Here is a 15,073-nt window from a genome sequence, read left to right as displayed (position 1 = left end):
TTTTTGCTACACGAACGACGACCCCGCGCGCAGGCGCCGGCGTTTGCCCAGATAACCGGTTCCAAACCTTATTGCTTGCCAATTAGATGGTACGAAAACCGTCACACAAGCGCCGGGCCCACAAGAAACGCCGGCCCCGGGGAAGAGTTCGGGGCCGGCGCGTGGTGCCTAACGTTCAAGATGGGACTCGGAGACCGCTACTTGTCAGCCTTGACCTCGCAGGTCTCGGGACCGGTCAGCGGGGCGGCCTTGTAGGTCTTGGTGCGCTCGTCGTCGATGACACCAGACCAGTTGAGGCCGAAGCAGAAGTCGTACGTGTTGCCGTCGGCGTCGACGTAGCACTCCATGTCGCGCGGGACGTCCTCGTCCTGGGCCTCGACGGTGTCCATGCTGGCAGGCATCTGGAACTGCAGCAGGCCGGAGGGCTCCACCTCACCAGAGATGATGTGGGCATAGGCCTCGTCGGTGATGTTGTCCCAGCCGAGGACAATCGCATCGGCATAGGGCTCGATCTCGGAGAAGACCATCGGGTGGTCGGCCTCGACAACAAGAATCAGCTTGGCGGTCTCAGGCAGCTTGGACTTGATGTCCATGACCAGGTCAAGGTCGCTCTCGTTGGTGGCGTGCGTGGACTTGCCAAAGTGGCCGCGGTCCTGCTTGGTGCCGTCCTCAAGGATGTCGCCGGCAAGGGAGACCTTGCGAACGTTGGGGCCATCGGCAGTATAGGGGCGGTACTGCAGCGAGACCGGGTGCCACTGCAGGGGGATGCCGGTGTCGCCGACAAAGGCCATCTTACCGCCCTCAAAGCCACCAAAGGCATCCTGCGGGTTCTTGACCTTGACGATTGCGTACTTGACGTCCGCCAGCTCCTCGGCGGTGAGGCGGGTGATATCGGCCTCGGTAGGCTCCTCGGAGGCCGCCACGTAGTCGGTCACTACGTCGAAGCGCTCGCTGATGGCGGCGTCGTCGATGCAGCTCTTGATACTGGCTGGGGTAGTCGAGAAGACGCCCCTGGCGGCCGCAACGTACTTCTGCGGGATGTATACCTTGGGCTTGTCCTTCATCCCGTCCTTGGCAATGGCGTTGCCGGAGTTCTTGAGCATGACCACGCAGCGGTCGTTGACCTCGGCGGCAAAGTCTGCCGCGACCTGGGACGAGAAGACCGCAGAGGCAACGGAAGCCTCGCAGTACGGCTGCTCGAAGAGGCCGGCGTTCATCATGAAGGTGCAGACGCGGCGAGCGGAGTCGCGCACGCGGGCCAGAGCCTCGTTGTCGCCCTTCTCCTTGGCGTAGAGCGCCGTGCCGGAGTTGCCGTCGTCGGTGAAGAAGTCTCCACCGATCTGGTCAATGCCCACCTCGAGCATCTTCTCAAAGCGCTCGGGCTGGGAGAGGGCCTCGACGCCCCAAGTCTTGTCGCCGTCCTTGAGGACACCCCAGTCGGTGCAGACCACGCCGTCCCAGCCAGCGTTGCGCAGGATAGAGACGTTGTGCTTGTTGTAGGCACCCGCCACAAGCTCTCCGTACTTCTCGTCCTCGTCGTAGGGAATGCCATAGTTAGTCATGACTGCGGCCATCTGACCGGTCTTGGAGTCCAGGTGCATGCCGCCATCGACGAACGGCACGAGGTGGGCGTTGAAGTTGTCGCCAGGGAAGACGTTGTACTTGCCCTGGTCGTTGTGGTCGTCCGCACCCGTCTCGATGGCACCGGCGCCTACGTAGTGCTTGAGCATGATGCCCACGGAGTCCTTGCCCCAACCGAGGTCATCAGTAGCCTCGTCATCGCCCCAGGTAGACTGCATGCCACCGCCGAAGGCCGCCGTGAAGTCGCGGCCAAGGGCCGGGTCCTCGGTCTCCGCGCCGGCTAGGCGCTTGGTGATGGGGTTGGTGTAGAGGTCCACCTGCGGGCCAAGGTGGCAGCTCACACCCGTCGCGCGCCACGCGCGACCCGTCCACATGCCGGCCTTACGCCAGAGATCCTTGTCCATGCAGGCGGTCAGGCCGATGGTGCTGGGGATGCCCAGGGTGTCGTAGGGGTCGGTGGAGTTGAGGTATGGGATGCCGTAGGTGCTGTTCTCGCAGGTCTCCTGCACGCCGTTGATCCACTGGATGTCGCTGGCGTATGACTCCTTGTCGGACGCCAGGCGAGAGACGCCCGCGCGGGAGCCGGCGAGCAACCACGCGTTCTCCTCGGTCTCCGCGTTGCCGGACATGGCCATGGGCTGGGTGCCGCCATGCCACATGAGGTTGACGCACTCCTCGGAGGACATCATCTCGGCAAGGGCACGGGCGCGCACGTCGGCCGGCTGGCGCCAGTCCTCGTAGAGGTCCAGCTTGCCGTTGCCGTTGAGGTCCTTGAAGGCCAGGCCGTCCACCTGGATGATCTTGGCGGTGTCCATGACGCCCAAGATCGCGCCGCCCTCGTTGGTCACGCGGGTCCAGCCGTCGCGGACCTCCTCGGTGGAGTACTTGGCGGCAGCGCCCTCCTTGTCGGGATCGATGGGATACTTGTCGGCCGCGGGAGCCGCGAGCGGGTCCGCCGCCGTACCGGCGGCGTTGCATCCTGCAAGGGCAGCCACCAGCCCTGCGCTCAGAGCGGAGCCGGCCACGAAGCCTCTTCTGGTGATGCTTGCCATCCCTCTTCCTTTCTCTTCCCTTTCTTGCCGGCGCTCTTCTCGCCGGGGTTCCTGACACGCAGGCTAGGGCGCGCGGGGCGGCGCAACCCGACCTGGCACGAGCGGTCGAAAACCTGGCGGCAACTCGCGCCGCGCGCCGTCGAGCGACCGTTCGTCGGATGGCCGCGCGGGAGGAGCGCAGCGCGGCATATCCTTTGGGCTGGGAGGAGAAATGCACAGAGTACTGATCGTCGAGGACAACCGCGAGGAGGCCGAGGCACTGCGGCGCTGCATAGAGCGCTACGGCCAGCTCAACGCGGAGCAGTTTGACGTCACCATCATGCGAAGCGCCGTCGACTACGTTGCCGAGGGAGGCGCCTGGTCCATCGTCTTCATGGACATAGACCTGCCTGGCATCAACGGCATGGAGGCGGCCGAGCTCCTGCGCACCTACGACCCCGTGACCCCGCTCATCTTTGTGACCAACCTGGCGCAGTATGCCGTGCGCGGCTACGAGGTTGACGCGCTGGGCTTCATCGTCAAGCCGGTCTCGTACAACAGCTTCAGGATTCCCATGGACAAGGCCATGCGCGCCGTGAGACAGCGCGTGCTCTCGCTGCTCATCAAGACCCAGGACGGCATTAGGCTCGTTCCCCAGACCGACGTGGTCTGGGTCGAGATCTCGGGCCACTACCTCTCCTGGCACATAGCCGGCGAGAAGGACCCGCTGAATGAGCGCGGTTCGCTCGCGCAGGCGGCAGAGAAGCTTGCCGGCGGCTCCATGGTGAGCATCTCGAAGAGCGTCATGGCCAACGCCACCCACATCCAGGCCATTGCAAGGGATGCGCTCGTCATGACGGATGGTGCCAGGCTCGCCATCAGCAGGTCGAAGAAACGTGCGGCCATGGCGCAGATCGCGGCGCTGCTGGGAGACGTACGATGATCAACCTCGATGTGCTTCAAGGCGCGCTCTTCTCCTCCCTGCAGGTGGGGCTTGCCAGCTGGTTCTGCCTGGCACACCTCACGCGGCGCGAGGACTTTGCGGCAAGGAGCCTTGTGGCGCTGACCACCCTGGTGGCGCTCGCGCTGCTCGACCCCTTCAAGGGAGAAGCCCTTGGACCCGCGACATCACGCCTGGCGTTCTTTGCCGCCGTGCTCTCCGTCTGCGTGGTTCTGGGCGTCTTTCTATGCAGGATATCGCTTTGGACCTCCATCTTCTGCTGCGCCGTCGGCTGCACGGTGCAGAACCTGGCAAGTTCCCTCGCGAAGCTCCCCTTCCGCCTGCTGACGCCGGCGATGACCGCACTGGGGATTGAGGGGCAGTTCTCCCTCTTTGGGAACGCGGTCTTTCTGGTGGTTCTTCTGGCGTGCAATGCCCTTCTCTTCAAGCAGCTCGAGAGCTTTGAGCACGGCATAGAGAACGATCGCCGGATGCTTGCCGTATACGGTGCCGTGGTGGTGCTGGGCATTGGGCTCAGCGCGCTTCTTGCCCATGTGGACGACCTGCTGGGACCCGCCGAGCCCACGTCGATGATGCTGCGGGTGTGCCACGTCATCGTCTGCGGGTTTCTTCTCTTCGTGGAGTGGGAGATTGCGGTCAACAGACGCCTCGAGCAGGACGTCGCACTCTCCGCACGCCTTGCCCACGAGCGCGAGCGCCAGATGGAACTCTCGCGCGAGACCATCGAGGCCATTAACCTCAAGTGCCACGATATGCGCCACCAAATCAGGACCCTGGCGCGTGAGGGCGGTGTGGTTGACCAGGGCGTCATTGACGACATGGAGCACCAAATCCGCCTGTACGACTCCTCCGTCAGAACGGGGAACAAGGCCCTGGACACCATCCTCACCGAGAAGGGCCTCCTGTGCGAGCAGCGCGGCATCACCCTCTCCAGCATTGCCGACGGAAGCGCCCTGGGGTTCATGCCCGTCTCCGACGTGTACTCGCTGTTTGGAAACGCCCTAGACAACGCCATAGAGGCGGTGGACAGGCTCGCGGACCCCACGCGGCGCGTCATCTCGCTGGACGTGCGCACCAGGCGCAGCGTCCTCGTCATGTCCGTTGAGAACTACTGCGACTTTGTGCCGCAGTTCAGGGACGACCTGCCGGTCTCGGAGCGTGGCGAGGGACACGGCTATGGCATGAGGTCCATGCGCGTCACGGCCGAGCGCTGGGGAGGATCGCTGTCCGCCACCTACGAGAATGGCCTCTTCCGCCTCGGCTTAATCATCCCCCTGCCTAAGGACTGACGGCGAGAAGGGCTTCTCGCCGGGCGGGGACGCGGACCGTCCGGCAACTTGCGCGGCTTTTGTCGAGAGCAGCCGGCCGCAGGTACAATGACCTGCAGCATCGCGCAGACCGCAGGAAGGACACGCATGGCCCTCATCAACTACCAGCTCGCCCGCTTTGAGGCCTCGTACGGCACCGTCGAGCAGCTTCCCGAGCCCACCACGCCCGAGGTCGCCGTGGCCGGCCGCTCCAACGTGGGCAAGTCCTCCCTGCTCAACAAGGTCTTTGGCCGCAAGAACCTGGTGAAGGTCTCGGCCACGCCCGGCAAGACCGCCAACATCAACTTCTTTGAGGTCGACGGCATCCGCTTTGTGGACCTGCCCGGATACGGCTACGCCAAGGTCTCCATGAAGGAGCGCGAGCGCTGGGCAAACCTCATCAGCGGCTACTTTGACCAGGAGCGCAGCTTCAACGTGGTGCTCTCGCTGGTTGACATCCGCCACGAGGCCCAGAAGCTCGACCTCGAGATGGTGGGCTTCCTCAAGGAACAGGGCCTGCCCTTCCTGGTGGTCCTCACCAAGGCCGACAAGCTCAGCCGCGGCAAGCAGGACCAGCAGGCCGCGCTTCTCAGCCGCCAGCTGGGCGTGCCGCGCGACCGTATGATCGTCACGTCCTCCGAGACCGGCCAGGGCATCGACGAGCTCAAGAGCCGCATCGCCGAGGCATGCCTGTAGCAGCCAAGCTACCCCGGATCGCCCATCCAAAACACGTTTTGGGTTCGCGCTTTGGGCCCCGCGTCAGAGCCGAAAAGCAAAAGCCGCAGGTAGGGACGTTGTCCGACCTGCGGCTTCTTTGTTTTCTCGCCAGGTCCGAACCCAATTCAGAAACCGATTTGGGTTCGGGCTACGCGAGGTCCGCGACAGCCTCTCAAAGCGTCAACGCTCTGACCTGCGGTTTTCTTGAAGCATCATACGGCATCGCCCAAAACCGCGAACCCAAAACGCGTTGAGGGGCCCTCCTACGCACCGCGCTGGGCGAGAAAGGCACGGGTTCGCTCCTCGCGCGGGTGGTCGATGACCTGCTCGGCGGGCCCTTGCTCCACGATGACGCCACCGTCCATGAAGACGATGCGGTCCGCGACGTCGCGGGCAAAGCCCATCTCGTGGGTGACGATGACCATGGTCATGTTCTCGGCGGCAAGCCCCTTGATGACCTTCAGGACCTCGGCCGTGAGCTCGGGGTCAAGGGCGCTCGTGGGCTCGTCAAAGAACATGACCTGCGGGTTCATGGCAAGCGCACGAGCAATGCTCGCACGCTGCTGCTGGCCGCCGGAGAGCTGGCAGGGCACCTTGTCCTCGTTGCCCGTAAGGCCCATCTTGGCCAGCAGGGCCCGCGCCTGCTCCTCCACCTCCGCGCGGTCGCGCTTCTGCACGCAGATCGGCGCGTCCATGACGTTTCTCAGCACCGAGAAGTGCGGGAACAGGTTGTAGTTCTGAAAGACCAGGCCAAAGCGCTGGCGAGCCTGGGCCAGGAGGGCCTTGTCGCCGTAGGTGCCATCTTTGGCGCAGGTCAGGTCGCCGTAGGTGAGGTCGCCTGCGTCCACGCGCTCGAGCAGCGTCATGCAGCGCAGCAGCGTGGACTTTCCACCACCGGACGGGCCGATGATGGCCACCACCTCGCCGGGGTTGACGGCAAGGGAGATGTCCCTCAGGACCTTGATCTCGCCAAAGCTCTTCTGCACGTGGTCGACCGCGACCACCGGGTTCTGGTTTGAAGACATGACGCTCCCCTAGTCGTGGTAGTAGTCGAGGCGACGCTCAAGGCGCCCGGCCAGCATGTCGATGAGCAGGTTGAAGACCCAGTAGAACGCGGCCGCAATGGCGAAGGGCATCATGCTGACCTGGGAGGCAACCAGCTGCTTGGCCACGCTGAACATCTCGATGACGCCGATGGAGAACGCAAGCGAGGTGTCCTTGACCAGCGTGATGACCTCGTTGGTGATAGACGGCAGGATGCGCTTGACCACCTGTGGCAGCACTATGCGGCAGAAGGTCTGCGCACCGGAGTAGCCCAGGACCTCGGCGGCCTCGTACTGGCCGCGCGGGATGGACTGGATGCCGGAGCGGTAGATCTCGGCAAAGTAGGCGGCATAGTTGACGATAAACGCCACGATGGTGGCCTGCCACTTGCTGTCGGTGGTGAGGTTGATGCCAAACACGTAGTACGGCATGAAGTAGATGGCAAACATCTGCAGCATGAGCGGGGTGCCGCGCATGATGGAGATGTAAAAGCGCGCCAGAAGGGCCAGCGGCTTGAAGCGGCTCATGCGCGCAAACGCCACCAGCATGCCCAGGGGCAGCGAGCCCAAAAGCGTCAGGGCAAAGATCTGGAAGCTGACGAGAAACCCGTTGCCCAGCATGCCCGTCATGGTCAGAAAATCCACGCGCGCTCCTCTCAAGCGGCAGGGCACCGTCGCCCAAACGGCGGCAGTGCCCCAGAAGATCAGCAGGTCAAAGCCTTAGGCAAGGCACCAGTTGGCGTAGTCCATGCCCTGATCGGCGTACTTGTCGCAGAGGTCCTTCACAAAGCCGTCCTTGTCCATGGCCTTGAGGGTGTCGCTCACCTGGGTGGCGCTGGCCTCGTCGCCCTTCTTGAAGCCCACGGCGTAGTGCTCGCTGGAGAGCTGCTCGGAGAGCTGCTCGTAGGCATCGGGCTTGGCGGCCAGCTGGTAGGCGGCAATGGAGAGGTCGCAGGCAACGGCGTCAACGGCGCCGGTCTCAAGCTGCATGAAGGCGGTGTTGTAGTCGCCAATGGTCTCCAGGCTGGCAAACGTGGCAGCCACGTCGGCCTGGGCGGCGTCCTCGCCTGCCAGCACGTCATAGGCGGCGGAGTCGGTCTGGGTGATGACGGCCTTGCCGGCAAGGCCCGCCAGGTCGGAGATGCCGGAGCCCTTCTTGACCACCACGACCTGGGCGTTGAGCATATAGGGCTCCGAGAAGGTGTAGTCATTCTCGCGACCCTCGATGGTAAAGCCGTTCCAGATGCAGTTGATGGCACCAGAGTTCATCAGGGTGTCCTTGGCGTCCCAGTCGATGGGCTCGAGCTGGACCTCCCAGCCCACGCGCCTGCCGACCTCCTGGGCAAGCTCCAGGTCAAAGCCGGTGTAGGAGCCGTCGTCGCCCACGTAGCCATAGGGAGGGTAGGCGGCGTCAAAGCCCACGATGAGCTTCATGGTGGAGGCGGCGGACTTGTCGTCGCCGGAGGGCGCCGAGGTAGAGGCGGCGTCAGACGGAGCGCCGGCGGTGGTCGCGGTCTTGGTGCCGCCGCAGCCAGCCAGGACAGCGGACGCGGCGATGGTGCCAAAGGCCGCAAGGAACTCGCGGCGGTTCATGTTGAGCTTCATGGTGGGTCTCCTCCCCTGCGCCCGGGCTCTTCTCGCCGGGCGCTTTAGCACGCTAAAGTGATGACGCCGCTGACTATACGCTTTAGCAAACTAAAGTACAAGGCGAGAAGCGCTTGTTTCCCGGGCGGTAACATGCGGGCGTTGACGACAGTTGTGATAGCATCTCCCTTTTGGCGAGGGAGTAGTGGCGGCCGCCAAAGGCCGCGATGCTGCCAACACACTGGCTTGCGCCTGGTGCATCTTAATCAACGAGACTCGCGACGGACCATGGGAACGGCCTGTCGCGAGCCTCGTTTTTTATGTGCGCCGACCATCGGGGCGCAACGTGACGGGAGGGGTCCCGCCAAGAGAGGAGTCAAGATGGGTCTTGTTGAGCTGCTGCTCATTGCAGTGGGCCTCTCCATGGACGCGTTTGCCGTGTCCATCTGCAAGGGCCTGGGCATGAAGGAGGTCAACCCCAAGGTCGCCGTGGTGCTTGCCCTGTTCTTTGGCGGGTTCCAGGCGCTCATGCCTCTCATTGGCTGGGCACTCGGCAGCCAGTTTTTGGGCATCATCGGTCCCGTCGACCACTGGGTGGCCTTCGTGCTGCTGGCCGTCATTGGCGGCAAGATGCTCTGGGAGGCCTTCCGCGAGGACGCAGGCGAAGGCGACGGCAAGCCCGCCGACCGCATCGACCTGGGAGAGTTCCTCATCCTGGCCATTGCCACGTCCATCGACGCCCTTGCGGTGGGAATCTCCTTCGCAGCGCTCTCCGTGGACATCGTGCCCTCCGTGGCGCTGATCGGCGTCACCACCTTTGCCTTCAGCATCGCGGGCGTCTTCGTGGGCAACTTCTTTGGCTCTCGCTACGAGAAGCCCGCCAGCATCGTGGGCGGCGTGGTGCTCATCCTCATCGGAAGCAAGATTCTCCTGGAGCACTTGGGCATTCTCACGCTGTAGCGGGGCCAGCGGGCCACGCCAGGGCCAAAGCCAAGGCAAAACCTCACAGGTAGTGTTTCTTCAAGAACTTCTCGCCAGCAAAAGACCTGCTAGCTGGCGAGAAGTTCTTTTTGAAAGAGACTACCTGTGAGGTTTTTGGCTCCGGACGGCCCGCACCTGCGTCCTAGTGGTGGAAGAGCCTCATGTGGGTGAAGGCCATGGCCATGCCGTACTTGTCGGCGGTCTCGATGACGTTGTCGTCGCGGATGGAGCCGCCGGGCTCGGCAATGTAGGTCACACCGGACTTGTGGGCGCGCTCGACGTTGTCGCCAAAGGGGAAGAAGGCGTCGGAGCCCAGGGTCACGCCGGTCTGGGTGGCAATCCAGGCGGCCTTCTCCTCGCAGGTGAGGACCTCGGGCTTGACGGCAAACCACTTCTGCCACTCACCCTCGGCCAGGACGTCATCGTGCTCGTCGGAGATGTAGACGTCGATGGCGTTGTCCCTGTTGGCGCGGCGGATGCCGTCGACAAACTGCAGGCCCAGCACCTTGGGGTGCTGGCGCAGGTACCAGGTGTCGGCCTTGTTGCCGGCAAGGCGCGTGCAGTGGACGCGGCTCTGCTGGCCGGCGCCCACGCCGATGGCCTGGCCGTCCTTGACGTAGCAGACGGAGTTGGACTGCGTGTACTTGAGCGTGATGAGGCTCACGATCATGTCAATCTGCGCGGGCTCGGGGATGTCCTTGTTGGCCGTCACCACGTCGGTGAGCAGGTCGCGGTCAATGCGGAAGAAGTTGTGGCCCTGCTCGAAGGTGATGCCAAAGACGTCCTTGGTCTCGGTGGCCGGGCAGACGTAGTCCGGGTCGATCTGGACCACGTTGTACTTACCGCCCTTCTTAGCAGAGAGAATGGCCAGCGCCTCGGGAGTGTAGCCAGGGGCGATGATGCCGTCGGAGACCTCGTGCTTGATGTAGAGGGCGCAGCGCTCGTCGCAGACGTCGGAGAGAGCGGCCCAGTCACCGTAGGAGCTCATGCGGTCGGCGCCGCGGGCGCGGATGTAGGCGCAGGCGATGGGCGTGAGCGGGCCCTCGTCGTCGACGAAGTAGATCTGGCGGTCAATGTCGGACAGGGGCAGGCCCACGGCGGCGCCGGCGGGGCTCACGTGCTTGAAGGACGCCGCGGCGGGAAGGCCGGTGGCCTCCTTGAGCTCGCGCACGAGCTGCCAGGAGTTGAGGGCGTCCAGGAAGTTGATGTAGCCGGGCTTGCCGGAGAGGACCTTCACGGGCAGCTCGGAGCCGTCCTTCATGTAGATGCGGGACGGCTTCTGGTTGGGGTTGCATCCGTACTTGAGCTCGAGCTCGCTTGCCATGCGCTTCTCGCCTTTCTGACGTTGGGAATGAGAAAAGGGGACTGTCCCTTTTTCTCAGTCGCCGAGGTTCTTGTTGAAGAGGGTGACCTTGCCGGCCACGTTGGCGTAGAGAGAGACCTTGTTGTCGGCGTTGAGGGCGGCCCAGACCTCCTCGGGGGCGGGCAGGCTCACCTCGATGGGCTCGCCGGCAAAGGTGGGCAGCGGGTTGCCGTCTCCCTGGTAGGTGGAGATGAAGTAGCCGCAGCCCTCGTCGGCGCCCTCGTAGCAGAAGAACTCGCGCAGGCAGCGGTCGTTCTCCTGGTGCTTGAGGATGGAGATCTCAAAGCTGCCGTCGGCGTTGACAATGGCGCTGATGCGCGGGGTGAAGTTGGGCTCGTCCGGCTCGAACTCGCGGGCCATGCAGCCGCGGTGGAAGTCCCCGACGCTGACGATGGTGTCGGTCTGGTCTCCGTTGGTTACCACCAGGGCGTCTCCCATGGTGCGGACGGGGTGGTAGATGATGAGGCTCGGGTCCTCCAGGAGGGCCGGGTCGTGGGCCTCGGTGCGGATGCCGTCCTCGGTGGGAACGAAGACGCGGTTCCTGCTGTTGGCGCTGCGCCCCATGATCCAGTAGTAGACGCAGTCCTTGCCCACCACAATGCCGCGGCCGGGGTAGGGGTTGTTGCGCAGGAGCTCGGTCAGGTCTTGCATGTGACATCCCTTCGACGTGAGCCGTGCGCTCGCCGAGGGCGAGGGGGTGCCTGCCAGAAGGGCCAAAAGACGCAAAAGGCAAGCCACCCTCGGCAGAGAGCGCGGCTTGCCCAGACGGTCGGCATGTGTTCGCGCGCTGCTCCCCCGCGGTCTCCCGCGTTAACCCGTCAGTCACGGCGCACGTGTTACAGCCCGCATTCTAGCATCTGGGTGTGGCCGTCCGCCACCCAGCCTCGGCTTCGCAACTTTCCCGCAAAAGTTGACAAAGGGACTGTCCCTTTGTCAACTTCGTATCATTCGGCGGACTTGAGGGCACCGACCATGTCGACGCGGTCAAGGGCGCGGTTGGTCATGGCGTTGACGAGCAGGGTGAAGGCAAAGGCCAGGACGGCCGCCAGCACGTAGCTGGGCCAGGCCACCAGCGTGTCAAAGTAGAGCGAGGGCATCTTGAGGATCCACGTGAGGCTGCGCGTGAGCGCGTAGCCCGCGGGAAGGCCCACGGCCACGCCCAGGCCCGTGAGGATGAGCGTCTCCTTGTTGATGTAGCGGTGGACCTCGGGCCTCTTGAAGCCCAGCACCTTGATGGTGGCGAGCTCCCGCTCGCGCTCGGAGATGTTGGTGTTGGAGAGCGTGAACACCACGGTGAACGAGAGCGCCGCCGCAAGCACGATGACCACGTAGACCACGGTGTTGATGAGCGTGAACGCGCTGGAGAAGTCCTCCACCAGCTTTGTCGTGGAGACCACGGAGAGCGTCCGGGAGTCGGTCGAGAGCCGCTCGGAGAGCGCGATCTTCTGGGCATCCGTGCCGTCCAGGCTGACGAGAAGCCCGTTGAGCTGCGGCTCCGCGCCAAAGGCCTCGCGGTAGGCGGACTCGGTCATGAAGAGGGAGTTGCCCAGGTAGTTCTGGCAGATGGCCGCCACGGGCACGTCGGCCTCCGCAAGGGAGGAGTCCTGGACGTGAACCTCCTGGCCCATGGAGAAGCCCAGGATCTGCTCGGCGTTCTTGGTGATGACGGTGCCAACGGAGGCCAGGTCAATGGTATTGCCGGCATCGTCGGTCAGGCTCACGTAACCCGAGAGGTCAAGGCCGTCGGGCACCACGTAGACCTGCATGGACTCGGCGGCGTCCCCATGGCTCACCGTGACGGAGTCAACGGAGACCGGCAGGAAGCTCTGGACCTGCGCGTCCGCGTCGAGGTCCTGTGCCACGCCCTCAAGGTCCGCCGCGGAGGTCACGAGCATGAGGTCATAGCGGCTGACGCCCTCCTGGCCGTACTGCCTGGAGGAGAGTGAGAGCACCGTGTCCCTGATGCCAAAGCCGCAGACCAGAAGGGCCGTGCATCCCGCGATGCCAAAGACCGTCATGAAGAAGCGCCGCTTGTAGCGGAAGATGTTCCTGGCCGTGACCTTGTTGAGGAAGGAGAGACGGCGCCACAGCGGGCGCACGCGCTCCAGCAGAATGCGGCTTCCGGCCTTGGGGGCCTTGGGGCGCATGAGGGCGGCAGGCTGCTCGGCAAGCTCCCGGCGGCAGGTCAGCGCCGTCGCCCCCACGATGCCAAGGGCAAACAGGGCCACGGAGCCCACGGCGTAGGCCACGTCAAACTGCAGCAGGAAGGCCGGCAGGGCGTACATGGTCTGGAAGATGGTGAAGAGGATGAGCGGCAGCACCACAAAGCCCAAGAGGTTGCCCACCAGGCCGCCCGCAAGGCAGGCCGCTCCCGCATACAGCACGTACTTGGAGAGGATCCGCCGGCGAGAATAGCCCAACGCCTTGTAGAGGCCGATGAGCCCGCGCTCCTCCTCCACCATGCGCGTCATGGTGGTGAGGCTGATGAGCACCGCCACCACGAAGAACACGATGGGGATGACGGTGCCGATGGCCTCGATGGAGGAGGCGTCGGACTCAACGGAGGAGTAGCTGGAGAGGGCGTCGCGCGTCTGGACGTACCAGGTGGCCTCGTCCACGTCCGAGAGGCGGCCGCGGGCCTCGGCTATCTTGGCCAGGGCGTCCGCACGCTCGCGCTCGTAGGTGGCGCGGCCCTCCTCAAGCTCGGAGCGGCCGTCGGCAAGCTGGGCCTCGCTATCCGCGAGCTGGCGCGCGGCATCGTCGAGCTGGGACTGGGCGCTTGCGCGCTGGGCGTCAAGCTCGGCCTGCCCGTCTGCGAGCCGGGCGGCGGCATCGTCGAGCTGGGACTGGGCGGCCACGAGCCGCCTCCAGCCCGCCTCCGCCTCGTCGAGCTGGGCCTGCCCCTCCACGATCTGCACCATGCCGTCGGCCAGCCCCGAGAGCTGACCCACCTGGGAGCGCAGGTCGCGCAGCTGGGAGGCCATCTGGTCGGTGGGCATCTCCAGGATGGCGCGCAGGAGCTTCTGCACCGTGGCGGGAGCCTGGGCCACGGCGGCGTCAACACGGTCGCGCAGCCACTGCGGGAGGTTCTCGTAGGTGTCCCTGAGCTGCTGGAACTCGTCGGACTCCACGACGGTCACAAGATCGTCTATGGCGCCCTGGGCCTCGCTCACAAAGGGCACCAGGACGGCGTTGACGTCTGCCGCCGCAGCCCGGGCCTCCTCGGGCGTCTGGGCACCCTCCAGGCGAGACCACGCCTCGGCGGGCCACTCGTCTCCCATGAGCGAGGACAGCATCTGGGCACTTGCCTTGAGCTGCCCCCTTGCCTCGGAGAGCTGGGAGCGCCCGGCGGCCAGCGCGTCGCCAATGCCGTCGACGTCGCAGCCCAGGCCCGCGGCAATCTGGTTCAGACCGTCCGTGACCTGTCGTTGGTTGGCGACAAGCTCCGCGCGGCCGGCATCGAGCTGGGCCTGTGCCGCGTCAAGCTGCGAGGCGGCGTCTGCGGACTTGGCGTCAAGCTGGGCGCGACCGTCCGCGAGCTCGGCGGCCCCGGAGTCGAGCTGCGCCTGCGCGTCGTCCAGCTGGGCGGCCGCGTCGCCCAACTGCGCGAGCGCGTCCTTCTCGGCGGAGTCTATCTGGGAGCTGGCGTCGTCCAGGATGCCCTGGCGGCGGACCTCCTCGCGCTCGGACTTGATGGCCTCCACGCGGGCCTTGACGGCGTCAACGGAGGCCTCGTAGCCAGCCGAGTAGCAAAGGGGGCTCTCCGCACCATCAACGCGCAGGTAGACGGCCGTGTACACGTCCGTGGTCACCGCGGCCGGCAGCACGAAGAACGCGTACTGGGAGCCTCCGCTCGCCCGAAACGACATCGTGCCGTTGCCCGCGTTGATATCGGTGGGGTCAAGCACCACGCCGCAGATGGTGTACGTCTGGCGAGAAAAGACCGCGGTCGAGGAGGCATCCGCGGTGGCGTCCTCTTCGACCGCGCCCGCGTCCTTCTCGCCGTCGGAGGCGCCGCGGAAGGTGACCTCGTCGCCCAGGGCAAGGCCGCTCTCGTCCAGGAAGCGCCTGGTCACGGCCACCTGGTCGGACGTCACCGGCAGGTGGCCGTCGAGCACGCAGGGCTGGTTCATGCCGGAGGGGCTGAGAGCCTTGACGTCCACCTTCTCGGACGAGGAGCCCACGGTTGTGTAGCAGGTCTCCACCCAGCCGCCCTCGGCCGCCTCCACGCCGTCGATGGCCGCCAGCGCGCTGACGTCGTCTTCGGTCAGGCCCAGCGTGGACTGGACGCGCAGGTCAAAGAGGTCCTGGGCGTCAAAGAAGGCGTCTGCGGAGGCACGCAGGTCAATGCAGGCCACCTTGAGGCCGCAGATCATGGTCACGCCCAGGGCGCAAATGGTGGCCAGCGCCACAAAGCGCTTGAGGCTTCCGCGCACAGTGCGCAGGACGCCGATGCCAAAGGCGGAGCGCGGGGCGAATGCGGGCTTTCCGGGCTTCACGCGTCC

General features: G+C 65.0%; 11 protein-coding genes and 1 riboswitch. Of the genes, 4 read left to right on the top strand and 7 right to left on the bottom strand.

From position 1 onward, the window contains the following. Positions 1–197: 197 nt before the first annotated feature. Positions 198–2,633 (bottom strand): glycoside hydrolase family 3 N-terminal domain-containing protein, encoded by a 2,436-nt coding sequence (locus DXV50_RS00505; protein ID WP_117204288.1) that lies wholly within the window; start codon positions 2,631–2,633, stop codon positions 198–200. A gap of 211 nt (positions 2,634–2,844) precedes the next feature. On the opposite strand from DXV50_RS00505, the gene DXV50_RS00500 reads away from it, so the two are divergent. The 3 genes from DXV50_RS00500 (at position 2,845) to yihA (ending at position 5,576) form a co-directional block, all read left to right on the top strand. Further along, the gene (locus tag DXV50_RS00500; protein ID WP_117204287.1) at positions 2,845–3,555 is read left to right on the top strand and encodes a LytR/AlgR family response regulator transcription factor; all 711 of its coding nucleotides are present in this window, start codon (positions 2,845–2,847) and stop codon (positions 3,553–3,555) included. After that, entirely contained in the window at positions 3,552–4,862 is a 1,311-nt protein-coding gene (locus DXV50_RS00495) for an ATP-binding protein (protein WP_117204286.1), read from the top strand. Before DXV50_RS00500 ends, DXV50_RS00495 begins: the two co-directional genes overlap by 4 nt. 126 nt (positions 4,863–4,988) lie before the next feature. Next, positions 4,989–5,576, top strand: a complete 588-nt coding sequence (gene yihA / locus DXV50_RS00490; RefSeq protein WP_117204285.1) for a ribosome biogenesis GTP-binding protein YihA/YsxC — start codon at positions 4,989–4,991, stop codon at positions 5,574–5,576. Positions 5,577–5,860: 284 nt separating this feature from the next. On the opposite strand, the gene DXV50_RS00485 is transcribed toward yihA, so the two are convergent. From DXV50_RS00485 to DXV50_RS00475, 3 genes are all read right to left on the bottom strand, one after another. Next, positions 5,861–6,622, bottom strand: a complete 762-nt coding sequence (locus DXV50_RS00485) for an amino acid ABC transporter ATP-binding protein (RefSeq protein ID WP_117204284.1) — start codon at positions 6,620–6,622, stop codon at positions 5,861–5,863. A gap of 9 nt (positions 6,623–6,631) precedes the next feature. After that, a complete protein-coding gene (locus tag DXV50_RS00480; RefSeq protein ID WP_117204283.1) occupies positions 6,632–7,285 on the bottom strand; it encodes an amino acid ABC transporter permease in 654 nt (217 codons plus the stop codon). Positions 7,286–7,360: 75 nt separating this feature from the next. After that, complete coding sequence (locus tag DXV50_RS00475) at positions 7,361–8,245, bottom strand: transporter substrate-binding domain-containing protein (protein ID WP_117204282.1); 885 nt, start codon at positions 8,243–8,245, stop codon at positions 7,361–7,363. Positions 8,246–8,605: 360 nt separating this feature from the next. Between DXV50_RS00475 and DXV50_RS00470 the strand changes: the two genes are divergently transcribed. Next, positions 8,606–9,184, top strand: coding sequence for a manganese efflux pump MntP (locus DXV50_RS00470; protein ID WP_117204281.1), 579 nt, complete (start codon positions 8,606–8,608; stop codon positions 9,182–9,184). Between the two features lie 163 nt (positions 9,185–9,347). On the opposite strand, the gene DXV50_RS00465 is transcribed toward DXV50_RS00470, so the two are convergent. The 3 genes from DXV50_RS00465 to DXV50_RS00455 all read right to left on the bottom strand — a co-directional run bounded on the left by DXV50_RS00465 (position 9,348) and on the right by DXV50_RS00455 (position 15,067). Further along, the gene (locus DXV50_RS00465) at positions 9,348–10,529 is read right to left on the bottom strand and encodes a phosphoribosylaminoimidazolecarboxamide formyltransferase (RefSeq protein WP_117204280.1); all 1,182 of its coding nucleotides are present in this window, start codon (positions 10,527–10,529) and stop codon (positions 9,348–9,350) included. Between the two features lie 54 nt (positions 10,530–10,583). Next, complete coding sequence (locus DXV50_RS00460) at positions 10,584–11,219, bottom strand: IMP cyclohydrolase (RefSeq protein ID WP_117204279.1); 636 nt, start codon at positions 11,217–11,219, stop codon at positions 10,584–10,586. Positions 11,220–11,320: 101 nt separating this feature from the next. After that, a riboswitch (ZMP/ZTP riboswitch) is annotated at positions 11,321–11,404 on the bottom strand. 108 nt (positions 11,405–11,512) lie between these two features. Continuing rightward, positions 11,513–15,067, bottom strand: coding sequence for an FtsX-like permease family protein (locus tag DXV50_RS00455; RefSeq protein WP_198666364.1), 3,555 nt, complete (start codon positions 15,065–15,067; stop codon positions 11,513–11,515). Positions 15,068–15,073 lie beyond the last annotated feature (6 nt).

It is taken from the genome of Paratractidigestivibacter faecalis, from assembly GCF_003416765.1.
Classification (GTDB): Bacteria; Actinomycetota; Coriobacteriia; order Coriobacteriales; family Atopobiaceae; genus Paratractidigestivibacter; species Paratractidigestivibacter faecalis.
This window is presented reverse-complemented; position numbering and strand designations above follow the sequence as displayed.

Bases quoted from the DNA above. Each gene is read 5' to 3' on its own strand.
- DXV50_RS00505 (WP_117204288.1), bottom strand. From the start codon at position 2,633: ATGGCAAGCATCACCAGAAGAGGCTTCGTGGCCGGCTCCGCTCTGAGC.
- DXV50_RS00500 (WP_117204287.1), top strand. From the start codon at position 2,845: ATGCACAGAGTACTGATCGTCGAGGACAACCGCGAGGAGGCCGAGGCA.
- DXV50_RS00495 (WP_117204286.1), top strand. From the start codon at position 3,552: ATGATCAACCTCGATGTGCTTCAAGGCGCGCTCTTCTCCTCCCTGCAG.
- yihA (WP_117204285.1), top strand. From the start codon at position 4,989: ATGGCCCTCATCAACTACCAGCTCGCCCGCTTTGAGGCCTCGTACGGC.
- DXV50_RS00485 (WP_117204284.1), bottom strand. From the start codon at position 6,622: ATGTCTTCAAACCAGAACCCGGTGGTCGCGGTCGACCACGTGCAGAAG.
- DXV50_RS00475 (WP_117204282.1), bottom strand. From the start codon at position 8,245: ATGAAGCTCAACATGAACCGCCGCGAGTTCCTTGCGGCCTTTGGCACC.
- DXV50_RS00470 (WP_117204281.1), top strand. From the start codon at position 8,606: ATGGGTCTTGTTGAGCTGCTGCTCATTGCAGTGGGCCTCTCCATGGAC.
- DXV50_RS00465 (WP_117204280.1), bottom strand. From the start codon at position 10,529: ATGGCAAGCGAGCTCGAGCTCAAGTACGGATGCAACCCCAACCAGAAG.
- DXV50_RS00460 (WP_117204279.1), bottom strand. From the start codon at position 11,219: ATGCAAGACCTGACCGAGCTCCTGCGCAACAACCCCTACCCCGGCCGC.